At 52.1% G+C, this 13,497-nt stretch carries 9 protein-coding genes; 7 read left to right on the top strand and 2 right to left on the bottom strand.

Annotation, left to right across the window (positions count from 1 at the left end):
- Positions 1–6: 6 nt before the first annotated feature.
- Complete coding sequence (pbpC, locus tag R3187_RS01015) at positions 7–2,397, top strand: penicillin-binding protein 1C (RefSeq protein ID WP_318964837.1); 2,391 nt, start codon at positions 7–9, stop codon at positions 2,395–2,397.
- Here the strand turns inward: pbpC and egtD are convergent.
- Positions 2,394–3,380, bottom strand: coding sequence for an L-histidine N(alpha)-methyltransferase (egtD, locus tag R3187_RS01010; RefSeq protein WP_318964836.1), 987 nt, complete (start codon positions 3,378–3,380; stop codon positions 2,394–2,396). The genes pbpC and egtD overlap by 4 nt on opposite strands.
- The gene (gene egtB, locus R3187_RS01005) at positions 3,380–4,657 is read right to left on the bottom strand and encodes an ergothioneine biosynthesis protein EgtB (RefSeq protein WP_318964835.1); all 1,278 of its coding nucleotides are present in this window, start codon (positions 4,655–4,657) and stop codon (positions 3,380–3,382) included. Before egtB ends, egtD begins: the two co-directional genes overlap by 1 nt.
- A gap of 240 nt (positions 4,658–4,897) precedes the next feature.
- On the opposite strand from egtB, the gene R3187_RS01000 reads away from it, so the two are divergent.
- The 6 genes from R3187_RS01000 to R3187_RS00975 all read left to right on the top strand — a co-directional run bounded on the left by R3187_RS01000 (position 4,898) and on the right by R3187_RS00975 (position 13,456).
- Entirely contained in the window at positions 4,898–6,259 is a 1,362-nt protein-coding gene (locus R3187_RS01000; RefSeq protein WP_318964834.1) for an amidohydrolase family protein, read from the top strand.
- A gap of 75 nt (positions 6,260–6,334) precedes the next feature.
- Positions 6,335–7,480, top strand: coding sequence for a 23S rRNA (uracil(747)-C(5))-methyltransferase RlmC (gene rlmC / locus R3187_RS00995; RefSeq protein WP_318964833.1), 1,146 nt, complete (start codon positions 6,335–6,337; stop codon positions 7,478–7,480).
- Positions 7,481–7,547: 67 nt separating this feature from the next.
- Positions 7,548–8,300: a translesion DNA synthesis-associated protein ImuA gene (imuA, locus tag R3187_RS00990; RefSeq protein WP_318964832.1), complete on the top strand. Its 753-nt coding sequence runs from the start codon at positions 7,548–7,550 to the stop codon at positions 8,298–8,300.
- A 1-nt stretch (position 8,301) separates the two neighbouring features.
- Positions 8,302–9,702, top strand: coding sequence for a DNA polymerase Y family protein (locus R3187_RS00985; protein WP_318964831.1), 1,401 nt, complete (start codon positions 8,302–8,304; stop codon positions 9,700–9,702).
- Positions 9,703–9,722: 20 nt separating this feature from the next.
- Positions 9,723–12,914: an error-prone DNA polymerase gene (locus R3187_RS00980; RefSeq protein WP_318965237.1), complete on the top strand. Its 3,192-nt coding sequence runs from the start codon at positions 9,723–9,725 to the stop codon at positions 12,912–12,914.
- 95 nt (positions 12,915–13,009) lie between these two features.
- Positions 13,010–13,456, top strand: coding sequence for a YqaA family protein (locus tag R3187_RS00975; RefSeq protein WP_413229000.1), 447 nt, complete (start codon positions 13,010–13,012; stop codon positions 13,454–13,456).
- Positions 13,457–13,497 lie beyond the last annotated feature (41 nt).

Genomic DNA, 13,497 nt, shown 5'->3' with positions numbered 1-13,497 from the left:
TGGCAGATGGCAGTGCAACAGCGACAGCCTGGCTGGCAGCCCCGCCTTAAGTGGCTGCTGCACTGGTTGCTGTTACCCGCTGGCATAGTGTTACTATTGGCGGCATTGCTGTTGGCTGTATCGGCCAAACCGGATTTATATGCCGTTTATCAGCAGGGCAGCGCCTATTTTGCCGGCAATGGCGAGCTGCTAAGCCTGCAACTGGCAGACGATCAGCGCTACCGGTTAAAACTACCGCTTAAGGATATTGCACCGGTTATCCAGCGTGCCACTTTGTTGTACGAAGATCGCAACTTTTACCAGCATTTTGGTCTGGATTTCACCGCTATTGCCCGGGCTTTCTGGCAGGGCGTGCTTAGAGATGGCCGGCGTCAGGGCGCCTCGACTATCAGTATGCAGCTGGCGCGGCTGCGGTTTAAGCTGAACACCAGCCATATGGCAGGCAAACTGCAGCAGGTCGCTTATGCGCTGTATCTGGAGCGCCATTTCAGTAAAGCCGAGTTGCTGGAAGCCTATTTTAACTATGCTCCCTATGGCGGCAATATTGAAGGCGTGGCGGCCGCCAGCCTGATTTACTTTGGTAAAGAAGCCAGTGAGCTGACCTTACCCGAAGCCATCGCCCTTAGTGTTATTCCGCAAAATCCTAATCAGCGGAGTCCGCTTAGCAGCAGCGGTCAGCAGCAGCTGGAGCTGGCCCGGCAGCGGCTGACTGCTATCTGGCAACAGCAACCTGACCGACAAACTGAAACGACCGCTGAACTGACAGCCCAGTCATTACCGTTAACTTTGCCGTTGCAGTATTTAAACCGGGCCGATATCCCGCAGCAGGCCCCGCATTTTATTAATCAGCTGCGCGCGCAGGGCCAGCAGCAGGGCCGGTTTTATACCAGCCTGCAGTTACCGCTGCAGCAACGTTTTGAGCAGCAGCTAGGTCGCTATTTGCAGCGACAGCAGGCAACAGGTATCAACAATGGCAGCGTGTTACTGATCAAGCGCAGTACCATGCAGGTGCAGGCCTGGCTGGGTTCGGCTGATTTTAATAATCAGGTGATTGCCGGCCAGGTTGATGGGGTCACTGCTGCGCGCTCACCCGGCTCGGCCTTAAAGCCTTTTGTTTACGCCCTGGCGCTGCAGCAGGGGCTTATTCATCCGAACACCTTGCTGACTGACTTACCGCGCCGTTATGGCAGCTTTAACCCGGAGAATTTTGACCGCCAGTTTGCCGGGCCGGTATCAGCGACAACGGCGCTGATTAACAGTCGCAATTTGCCAGCGGTGCAGCTGCAGGCTCAGCTGCAGCAACCTGACTTTTACCAGTGGCTAAATGCCGCCGGGGTGCCGTTAGCCGAGCCGGCCAGCCACTATGGCTTAGCTTTGGTGCTGGGCGGCATGGAGCTGAGCATGGCGCAGTTGGTGCAGCTGTATGCGATGCTGGGCAATGGCGGCCAGTGGCAACCGCTTGTCTGGCAACAGCAAAAAAATGAGGCAGAGCAAAGCCAGCCATTGTTAAGCCCGGAGGCGGCATTTTTAACTCTCGATATGCTGCGCCAGCACCCGGGGCTGCAAAGTGGCTTATTAAGTGAGCTGACAGAGTCTGGTCCGGTTGCGTGGAAAACCGGGACGTCTTACGCCTTTCGCGATGCCTGGGCGGTAGGGTTAAGCGGGGATTATGTGCTGGCGGTCTGGCTGGGGAATTTCGATGGCAGCAGTAACCCGAATTTAGTCGGGCGCAGCGCGGCCGGCCCGTTATTTTTTGAATTACTCGAATTATTACCACAACAGCCAGAAGTTAATCAGCGGCTGTTCAGCCCGGCAGCCAGTTTAAACCTGACAAAAGTGGCGCTGTGTAGCCGCAGTGGTGATCTGCCGAATAAATATTGTCCGCAGACAGCGCCCGGCTGGTTTATTCCCGGGGTATCGCCGATTAACGTCTCTGATGTGCACCGGGCGATACCGGTTGATATCAGCAGTGGGCTGCGCGCCTGCTCGCACCAGCCTGGAGTGACAGAGCTTAAGGTGTTTGAGTTTTGGCCATCTGAAATCAGCAATGCCATGCGCCAGGCCGGTATTATACTGGCGCAACCCCCCCGTTATTTAACACCTTGTCCGGATAATTTGCTGCTAAGCGGTCAGCCGCCGCAGATCCGCTCGCCTCAGTCCGGGCTAAGTTATCAGTTGGGGCAGCAGAGTGAACAGCAGAAAATTGCGTTGCAAGCCAGTTTTGATGGCGCAGTAACCAAAGCGCACTGGTTTGCAGATAAACGCTATCTGGGGGCGATAGCACCGGGCGAGACCCTGTTCTGGCAAGGACAGCCTGGCCAGGTGCAGTTATCTGTGGTGGACGATTTAGGCGGTGCCGCCAGTGTCACCATCGCGATAAGCGTGGCGCCACTTTAACAGCGGTTTCGCAGCAGGTAGGTCGCGAATAAATCCTGCTCTGCCAGCCAGGTTCGCTCTACCTGCCAGCCGGCCGATTGCGCCAGCTGACAAAATTCATCCGGAGTATATTTATAAGAGTTTTCGGTATGAATACTTTCACCGGCGGCAAACGCCACGGCACTGCCAAAAACATCGACTACCTGTTGCTCAGTACTGACCAGGTGCATCTCTATCCGGCCCTGGCCGGCATTGTAAAATGCATAATGCTCAAAGCTTTCCGGGTTAAAGTTAGCACCGAGCTCGCGGTTGATCCGGGTTAAAATGTTGCGGTTAAAGCGGGCTGTTATGCCATCGGCATCGTTATAGGCCCGGTGCAGATAAACCGGCGACTTTTTGGTGTCCACCCCGATAAGCAGGCAGCTGTCCGGGCCCAGCGTGCAGCGGGCATTTTCCAGAAAACTGGCTGCCTGAGCCGGACAAAAATTGCCAATGGTCGACCCCGGGAAAAAGCCGATTTTTTGCTGATGACCAAGTGCAGGCAGATCAACCGGAAAGCAGAAATCGGCTACCACCGGCTTAACTGCCAGCTCGGGATAGTCAGTTTGTAACTGCTGACAGGCCATTTCCAGATGAATACCGCTGATATCAATCGGAATAAACTGGCGGATACTGCTGATGCCACTGAGTAATGGCTTAATTTTTACCAGCGAACCGGCCCCAAATTCCACGATGGTGCAGTCTGCGCTGAAGTTGTCGGCTAAATCACTGGCTACTTTGGGCAGCAGGTTCAGTTCACTCTGGTAGGGGTAATACTCAGGCAGCTGGCAGATCTGGTCAAAATAATCTGAGCCCTGCTGATCATAAAAATATTTTGCGTGCAGTTGTTTCTGCGGTAAAGCCAGGCCGGTTAACACATCGTCGACAAAGTTGCGATCGACCACCGGGGTCAGGGGGGCGATGTTTAAATCCGGGGTATGAAACAGCGTCTGAGCTGATGGCATTATTGATCCTCCGCTAATCTGAGTCCGCTAAACTGCCAGCGTTGATGGGGGTAAAAAAAGTTTCGGTAACTGCTGCGTAATTGCTGGCGCGGCGAGGCACAGGAGCCGCCGCGCAGCACAAACTGATTGGCCATAAATTTGCCGTTGTATTCGGCAAGCTCGCCCTGGGCGGCACTAAAGCCCGGATAGCCGGTGTAGGGGCTTTGGGTCCATTCCCAGACATCGCCGAATACTTTTTGAAAATCCGGTTGGTTCTGACACGAGGTGGGCTGCCAGATATGTTGCTCCAGAAAATTAGCGTCGTTCATCGCCGCTGGCAGCGCCTCGGCAATGACTTCCCATTCCTGTTCTCGGGGTAAACGCTTGCCGGCCCAGCGGGCGTAAGCATCCGCTTCGTAATAACTGATATGGCAGACCGGCGCGGCCGGGTTCAGCGGATGTAAACCACTTAAGCTGAAACTTAGCCATTTCCCCTGATGCTGCTGCCAGTACAAAGGCGCCTGCCAGTCTTGTTGCTGGCAGCAATGCCAGCCATCGGACAGCCATAATAACGGGTTCTGATAACCACCATCTTCGATAAACTGCAGCCATTCACCATTGGTTACCGGCCGGCTGGCCAGTTTAAAGGGTTGCAGATAAAATTGATGACGCGGATTTTCACAGTCGTAACTAAAGCCCTGCTCAGTTGCCCCAACCTGCACCAGACCACCGTCGTGACTTAACATTTTTGCTAACGGCAGTTGCTGCTCGGAAGGTTGCGGGCTGGCTGGCGGCGGGGTTTGCTGCACGGCCGGTGCCAGTGGATTAGCTGATAATAAATGCAGCACATCGGTTAACATCAGTTCCTGATGCTGCATTTCATGGTGTAAGCCCAGGGTAAGTAATTCAGCCACCTCAGGTGGCCGGCGCTGCAGTAACGCCGCCATATGCTGCTCAATATGCTGGCGATAGGCCAGAATATCCTGCAGTGGCGGCCGGGTTAATAAACCTCTGGCCGGCCTGGCGTGCCTTGGGCCTATTGCATCGTAGTAAGAGTTAAACAGATAGCTGTAATCATCATTAAAAACCGGATAATTTTCGGCATAGGGCCGCAGGATAAAATGCTCATAAAACCAGCTGGTATGGGCAAGATGCCATTTTAACGGGCTGGCATCGGGCATAGATTGCACCACCATATCCTCGTCCGATAAGCCCTCGGTTAATGCGAGTGTCTTGCGCCGTACCCGTTGAAAGTTATCGAGAGCATCCTTAGCGTTGCCACTGTTGTTTAATTCCATTTTACTCCCCGCAACTTTTTCTTCCCAGCACTTACCGGCTGCTACTTACCGGAATGTGTTACAACTTTTCGTAATTAACAGTTAATTATCAGTTTAGCAGGCATATTCTGTTAATGCAGGGTTGCCAATTAATTTACCGGACCAACGTGCTGTTTTATCAGACAGAATAAATGGTTAAGTGGCAGTAATGCAGCTAAGTTAATTGCTTGCATAGCAAAAAATAAACAGGAAAAATCAATAATGCGGCTATTAATAACAATGATAATTACCATGATGATGGGACAGGCTCTGGCAGCAAACACAGCACTGGTGGGAGGAAGGCTTATTGATGGCTATGGTAATGCGCCTCTGGCGAACAGCGTTATCCTGGTTAAAGACAACATTATTGTTCAGGTAGGAACTGTCGACACCCTGCCGGTACCTCCAGGCTATACAGTTATTTCAACAGAGGGCATGGATGTGTTGCCGGGGTTATGGGAAAACCACGCTCACCTGATGCTGAACGGCCATGCTGATTATGTGCACTGGGATAAAACATACATAAACCGGTTGTCAGATGAAATTATGCCGGCAAGTGCTTTACAGTTATTGCTGGCAGGCGTTACCAGTGCCCGTGATTTAGGGGCGCCGTTACAAGACTCGGTAAATATCAAACAACGCATCGCTTCGGGTGAAATTCCGGGCCCAAGACTGTTTATTTCTGGTCCGTTTTTGCAGCACAGGGCCTATCCGGGTACTGAAGCCTTTCGCTGGAGTATATTCAATGTTAAAGACGCCAGAGAAAAAGTCGATAAGCTGGCTGCAGCAGGTGTCGATATTATCAAGTTGATTGATCAGGATAAAATGAGCCTGCAAGAAGCCACGGCTATCGTTGAGCAGGCCCATAAACATGGGCTGAAAGTCGTGGCACATGCTCACCGGCCGGATGAGATTCGTCGTGGTTTAGCTATCGGGGTGGATAATTTTGAACATACCGGGCTGACCACTGCACCAGGTTTTCCGGAAGATGTACTTAATCAGCTTAAAGAGCGCACAGCTACCGGTCGGGTTGCCGGCGGCCCATTATTCTGGACCCCGACAGTCGAAGGTTTATGGAATTATGATGCGATGGTGGCTAACCCGGAACATCTGGATGCCGATTGCTGGCAGCGGGGATTAAAGCCCGACACTATTGCCGATATAAAACAGTCGTTGCAACAGCCTGGAAAGCTTAGCTATATGCAACTGACTCCACTTAGAAAGCCAACGCTGAAAAATAAAATTGCCCAGCTGCGCGACGCAGGCGTCGTTTTTCTGGTGGGGACAGACAGTGGTATACCAACTAAATTTCATTGTCAGAGTACCTGGAATGAGTTAGCCGTATGGGTTGATGTTATGGATATTCCGGCCATGGATACATTGCGTGCTGCCACCTACTGGCCTGCAGTGATGATGGGGGTATCGGATAAACTGGGCACAATTAGCGAAGGAAAGTATGCTGATATCATTGCGGTAAAAGGGGACGTACTCCAATACATTAACCGGCTGTCAGACGTTAGTCTGGTAATGAAAAATGGTGTTATTTATAAAAAAGAAGGTCAGGTATTGGAAAATATTTTATAACCAGATAAAGCAAAATTGGCTCTTGGTGCCGGCTGCCTGAGTGGTAAACTACCTCACTTAAATTTGAGGTCAGTTATGTTTTGTCAGCATTTTAACGCCAAACGTTGTCAGTCCTGCCAGTGGCTGGCAAAACCCTATTTACAGCAGCTGGCTGATAAACAGCAACACCTGACTGATTTACTGGCACCGCTGCAACCCGCACAGATCCTGGCGCCGCAGGCAAGCGAGCAGCAGGGCTTTCGATATAAAGCCAAAATGGTGGTGCTGGGCACTGTTGCCACACCAATCCTCGGCATTATTAATAACCGCGGCGAGCAGGTCGATTTAACCGATTGCCCGTTATATCCGGCCAGCTTTGGGCCTGTGTTCAGCCTGTGCAAAGCCTTTATCAGCAAGGCCGGCCTTACCCCTTATGATATTGCCAGCCGCCTTGGGGAACTGAAATATATTCTGCTTAGCCAGAGCCTGCACAGTGGCCGTTTTATGCTGCGCTTTGTGCTGCGTTCGAAAAACTGCCTGGCTGTCATTACTAAACATTTACCCTGGTTATTGCAGCAATTACCAGAGCTGGAAATTTGTTCGGTTAACCTGCAGCCATTAGCGGCCGCTATTCTGGAAGGGCCGGAAGAAATTGTGTTAACTAAGCAAACGGTGCTGGCCGAGCAGCTCAATCAGGTACCGCTGTATTTACAACCACAAAGCTTTTTCCAGACCCAGCCGGTAGTGGCTGCCAGCTTGTATCAAACGGCGGCAAAGTGGCTGTCTGAGCTGCAGCAGCAACAAGGCCAGTTCAGCCAGATCTGGGATCTGTTTTGCGGCGTCGGTGGCTTTGGCTTGCATCTGGTTAAATCCGGCCAAAGCCTGACAGGCATTGAAATTGCCCCGGCAGCCATTGCCAGTGCCAAACGCTCAGCAGCTGAAATGGGATTAACAGATGTCAGTTTTCAGGCGCTGGATGCCACTGCCTTTGCCAGTGCCGCAGCAAGGGCCCCAAATTTACTGGTGGTAAACCCGCCACGGCGCGGTTTAGGGGCTGCCTTATGTCAGGATATTGAACGGCTGGCACCCGGCTGGCTGGTTTATTCCAGTTGTAATGCCCAAACCCTGACGGACGATTTAATCAGGCTTAAGCACTACAAATTACTGAAAGTTCAGCTGTTTGATATGTTTGCTCATAGCAGCCATTATGAAGTGTTAACCCTGTTGCAACGCCAGCGTTAGCGCTGGATATTGCATCTTGCAAAAAGCCATATATACTGTTTATATATACAGTATTTTATGGTGATGTATGTCTGCCTTATTAGATCAACTTGCCCGGCGCCAGCTGGTATGGCATGGCGATAGTCAACAACTGGCTTATCAGGCGGTTAGCTCGGGCTATCAGGAGCTGGATCAGCAATTAGGCGGCGGCTTGCCGGCAACCGGCCTGATAGATATTCAAACTGAAGCCGGTATTGGTGAGCTGCGCCTGCTGTTACCTTATTTACAACAGCAACAACAGCAGAGCCAGCGTTTGCTGGTATTTATTGGCCCACCGGCTGAACTTAGTGCCGATATGCTGGCCGGTAGCGGGCTTGAGCTAAGCCAGGTGCTGATCATTACCCCGGGCGAGCAACCGGCTTTTGGCCAGGGTTTGGATAAGCTGTCCAAGCTGACTACTGCGGCTAAAAACCCTAAATCCGTTAAAAAACTTTCGCCACAACAACAGGCGTTATGGGCCGCTGAGCAGTGTCTGCAAAGTGGCTGCTGCGCCAGCGTGCTGCTATGGCCTGCGGCCATCAGTTTAGCTCATGCCCGACGGTTACAACTCGCTGCAGAGCAGGGCGCTGCCAGCTTGATTGTGTTCAGGCATAGCAGCCAGACATTAAGCTTGCCGGTTAATTTAAGTATCAGCCTGCAGCCGGATCCCCAGGGGCTGCAGTTAACGGTACTTAAACGTAAAGGCAGCTGGCCAGCAGCGTCGTTTCTGGTAAGTATGCATCAGCAGTGGCCGGCACTGTGCTTAACAGGTACTGCTGAACCACTTCGTCAGGCTGGCTGAGATGGCGTTATTTTTATATCTGCATTTTCCGGCGCTGCAGTTGGATCATCTGCAGCTTAGTGACCAAAGCAGCAACTTGCCGGTCGCACTGGTTGATCAGCAGCATCAGCTATTACAAATAAATGCTGCTGCAATTAATGCCGGGCTGAAGCTGAAAATGGGCCTGGCCAGTGCCGCAGCCCTTTGCCCTGACTTGCAGCTGCTGCCTTATCAGCCAGAGCAGCAGGCTAAAGTACTGCATAGCGTTACCCAGCAGCTGTACCAGTTAAGCAGTGATATTGCCTTAGATAATCCCGCCGGGCTTATTCTGCGTCTTGATGGCATGTTGCAGCTGTATGGCGGGCTTGAACCTTACTGGCAGGCACTTAGCGCAAAACTTACTGCACTGACTTACCGCTACCAGTACAGCTGCGGTGCTACTCCTTATGCGGCTAAATGCCTGGCTTATCAGCAGGCGGGGTTAATTACTGCCGATAACCGGCTGTTTAATAACGCGCTTAACAGCAGCCCGCTTAGTGCTACAGAGCTCATCCCGGCAATGCAGCAGCAAATGATCCGGCTGGGTATCCATACCCTTGGCCAGTTACAGGCTTTGCCACCGGCGGAACTGGCCCGGCGCTTCGATAGTCAGTTACTTAGCTATCTGGGACGGTTACGGGGCGATTACTATCATGCGCTGGAGTATTTGCAACCTGAGCCTGGTTTCAGCCGTTATCTGGAACTGCTGTATGACATCAGCGACAGCACTGTGCTGGTTAAACCGTTAGCCAAACTGCTGCAGCAACTGGAGCAGCAACTTAGCCGGGCTAGCTGTCACTGCTATCAACTGCTACTTAGCTTGTTTTTCCGGGATAATCCGCCGCTTAAGCTGAGTATCGGTTCGGCCCAGGGCGAATATAAAGCAGAGGCCTGGCTGGCGTTATGTCAGCTGCAACTAGAGAGCCTGCCTTTGCCCGAACCGGTGTATGGCCTGCAGTTGGATGTTAATCATTTTGCCGGCCAGCAGCACGCTACTGCAGCATTATTTAATCAGCATCAGGCCAGAATGTCGGCATTACAGCTGATATCGCTATTACAGGCCCGTTTAGGCCAGGCTGCGGTCAGCGGTTTAACTCTGCAGGATCAGCATTTACCTGAAAAGGCCAGTAAGCGCAGCCCGCCGCTGACAAAGGGCGCAATCGGGCAGCCGGTGCTGGCACTACGGCCGGCATTTTTATTAGCCACACCACAACCCCTGACAGAAGCTGTGACGATTAATCAGGGGCCGGAGCGGTTGTGTCCTGATGGCTGGCAGCTGAGCGCACAGCGCGATTACTATATTGGCCGCAACCAGCAGGGCCAGTGGTTATGGCTGTATCGAACGGTCAGTCAGCAATGGTTTATCCATGGCTGGTTCAGTTAATGGCAACGCAGGTAACGGCCATGCAATACGCTGAACTGTTTTGTCAAAGCCATTTCAGTTTTCTGCAGGGGGCGTCCAGCCCGCAGGAGCTGGTAACCGAGGCCGCATCCCTGGGCTATCAGGCGCTGGCGATAACGGATGAATGTTCAGTTGCCGGTGTGGTGCGGGCATATCGGGCAATTAATGAACAGCAACTTAGCTTAAAGTTAATTGTTGGCAGTGTGTTTATGCTGGATAAACTGCAGCTGGTGTTGTTATGTCCGACTAAAGCGGCCTACAGCGAGTTATGCCGCGTTATCACCAATGCCAGAAGGCGCAGCCGTAAAGGCGAATATCAGCTGACTGAATGGGATTTAATGTCGGTTAAGCACTGTTTCATTTTATGGTTGCCAAGTGGAGATCCTGCCAGCGATCAGTACTGGGGGCAGTGGCTTAAAAAGTATCATGCCAGCCGGTTATGGCTGGCAATGCGGCGCTATTTAAACCATAACGAGATGCAATTTAATCAGTATTGTCAGCAATTGGCCGGTGAGTTTCAGCTTAGCCTGATGTGCTGTGGTGCTGTTTTAATGCATCAGCCCGGCCGGCTGGCACTGCAGCATTGTGTCAGCGCCATCCGGGCCGGCAGGCCGGTGCGTGAACTGGGGCGAGAGCTGCTGAGCAATACCGAACGGGCGCTCAGGCCTTTGCCCAAGCTGGCAAAATTATTTCCCGAAAATTGGCTGAATGAAACCGCGGTTATTGCCGGGCGCTGCAGTTTTAATCTTAGCGAGCTTAAATACCAGTATCCGGCTGAGCTGGTGCCAGCAGGGCAAACCGCCAGTAGTTATCTGCGGCAGCTGGTAGCGCATGGCAGTAAAATCCGCTTTACCGACGGCGTACCGCAAAGGGTACAGGCATTAATCGATAAAGAGCTGGACCTTATCAGCGAGCTTAATTATGAATATTTTTTTCTGACCATTTACGATTTGGTGCAGTTTGCCCAAAGCCGCAATATTTTATATCAGGGCCGGGGGTCAGCGGCTAATTCTGTGGTGTGTTATTGCCTGCAGATCACTGCTGTTGATCCGCGGCAAATTCAGGTGTTGTTTGAACGTTTTTTATCAAAAGAGCGCCAGGAGCCGCCTGATATCGACGTCGATTTTGAGCATGAACGGCGCGAAGAAGTGATTCAGTATCTGTATCAGAAATACGGCCGGGAGCGCGCTGCGCTGGCCGCAACGGTGATCAGTTATCGTTTTAAAAGTGCGCTGCGGGATGTTGGTAAAGCACTGGGATTGCCGGAAAGCCAGCTGGATTTCCTTATCAAAAATATTCAGCGGCGTAATCCCGCTACCAGCTGGCAGCAGCAACTGGGGGCGCTGGGGCTGGATCCTGGCAGCGAGACTACCCGTCAGCTTGTGCAGTTAGTGGATGAGCTACGCGGCTTTCCCCGCCATTTATCACAGCATGTGGGCGGCTTTGTTATCTCCGAAGGTCCGCTATATGAACTGGTGCCGGTGGAAAATGCGGCGATGAGCGACAGAACCGTGATCCAGTGGGATAAAGATGATTTAGAAACACTGGAACTGTTAAAAGTTGATGTGCTGGCGCTGGGCATGCTGACGGCCATTCGCAAGTGCTTTAATTTAGTCGAACAACATTATCAGCGGCCGCTCAGTATTGCCGGCATTAATGCCCTGGGCGATGATCCGGCAGTGTTTAAGCTCATTCAGCAGGCCGATACCGTCGGTTTGTTTCAGATTGAATCCCGGGCGCAAATGAGCATGTTGCCGCGCTTAAAACCGGCCTGTTATTACGATTTAGTGGTGCAGATTGCCATCGTCCGGCCCGGGCCTATTCAGGGCGATATGGTGCATCCGTATTTAAAACGGCGTAATGGCATCGAGCCGGTCAGTTATCCGTCACCGGAAGTCGAGCAGGTATTAAGCCGCACCATGGGCGTACCAATTTTTCAGGAACAGGTAATAGCACTGGCGATGGTCGCTGCCGGTTTTACTGGCGGCGAAGCTGATCAGCTGCGCCGGGCGATGGCCAGCTGGAAAAAAACCGGCGAATTGCTGCAATTTAAAGATAAGCTGATAAACGGCATGCTGAAGCGGGGCTATCAGCAGGAATTTGCTGAGCGGATATACCAGCAGATTTGTGGCTTTGGTGAATATGGTTTTCCCGAGTCGCATTCGGCCAGCTTTGCTGTGCTGGCCTATATTTCGGCGTGGTTAAAACATTATTATCCGGCGGCCTTTTATACGGCACTGCTTAACAGCTTACCCATGGGGTTTTACAGCCCGTCGCAATTGCTACAGGATGCCAAAAGGCATCAGGTTAAGGTATTACCGGTATGTGTTAATGGTTCATGCCAGGATTATACCTTGCAACCAGAGCAACCAGAGCAACCAGAGCAACCAGCGCAAGCGGATTATGCTATCCGGCTGGGGCTGCGTCAGGTCAAAGGGTTAAGTGCGACAGGCGCTGAGCGCTTACTGCAGCACCGGCCTGCAGAGGGTTACCGCTCACTGTCCCAGGTACGTCAGGCTGGCCTTAACAGTAGCGATTTACAGGCGCTGGCCAGTGCCAATGCCTTAGTGGCCATAAGTGGCGACAGGTACAATAGCCGCTGGCAGTTGCTGGATAAGCAGCAGAGCCTGCCGCTTTTTTGTGCCGAACAAAGCCATGCCAGTAATGCCAGTAATCAAAGTAATGCCAGTAATCAAAGTAACGAAAGTGAGCATGCAACTGCAGTGGTATCAGAACAGCCGGCTAATTATCAGCATGGGCCATTGCCTGCGCCATCTGAGATAGATGAAGTACTGGAGGATTATGCGGCCACGGGTCTGAGTTTACAGCAACACCCGATTGCGCTGCTGCGCCGGGCCGGTAAATTGCCGCGCAGTATTGCCGCTGAGTCGTTAAAAGAGGTTCGGCATAAAAGCCCGGTACGGATAAGTGGCCTGGTTACCTTACGCCAGCGCCCCGGCACTGCTGCCGGGGTTACCTTTATCTCGCTGGAAGATGAAACCGGTACGGCCAATGTGGTGGTGTGGCTGGCAACAGCCCAGGCTCAGCAACAGGCTTTTTTAACGGCGCAAATACTGCAGGTAGACGGTATTTTAGAGCGTGAAGGTGACGTAACCCATGTAATAGCCGGCAGACTGACCGATTTAAGTCATGAGCTGGCAGCCTTTGCCAGCAAGTCGCGGGATTTTCATTAACTGTATGATTTACTGTATTGCTCACTGTATTATCAACTGTGCCTGATAATCTGCTACAGTGCCTGCGTTTTTTTAAGCTGGGTTAATACCATTTTATGCTGTTGGGCTATTTTTCACTTTTTGCCAGCGGCTTTATTGCTGCCACTTTATTGCCGGCCTCCTCTGAAGTACTGTTACTGGCGTTGGCACAACAAGGTTACGCGCCATTGTGGCTATGGCTGGCCGCCACCTGCGGTAATACCCTGGGCTCCTGCGTTAACTGGTATCTGGGCAAAGAATTGCTGCGCTTTTCTGATAAGCGCTGGTTTCCGGTAAGCCCGGCGCAGTTAGCTAAAGCTGAGCAGCACTTTAAGCGCTACGGCAGCTGGAGCTTACTGCTGGCCTGGTTGCCGATAGTTGGCGACCCGCTAACTCTGGTAGCCGGCATGCTTCGGGTCCGCTTTGGCTTATTTTTACTGCTGGTGGCGCTGGGTAAAGGTGCCCGCTATGCGCTGTTGTTATATTTAGCCCGCCAACTGTTTGCGCTGCCGGCTGTACACTAAACCTGATACTGATACTGAACCTGAACCTGAAGCAACGCTGA

It is taken from the genome of Arsukibacterium sp., from assembly GCF_033721375.1.
Taxonomy (GTDB): domain Bacteria; phylum Pseudomonadota; class Gammaproteobacteria; order Enterobacterales; family Alteromonadaceae; genus Alishewanella.
The sequence above is the reverse complement of the archived record's forward strand: the minus strand, read 5'-3'. Positions and strand labels throughout refer to the sequence as shown.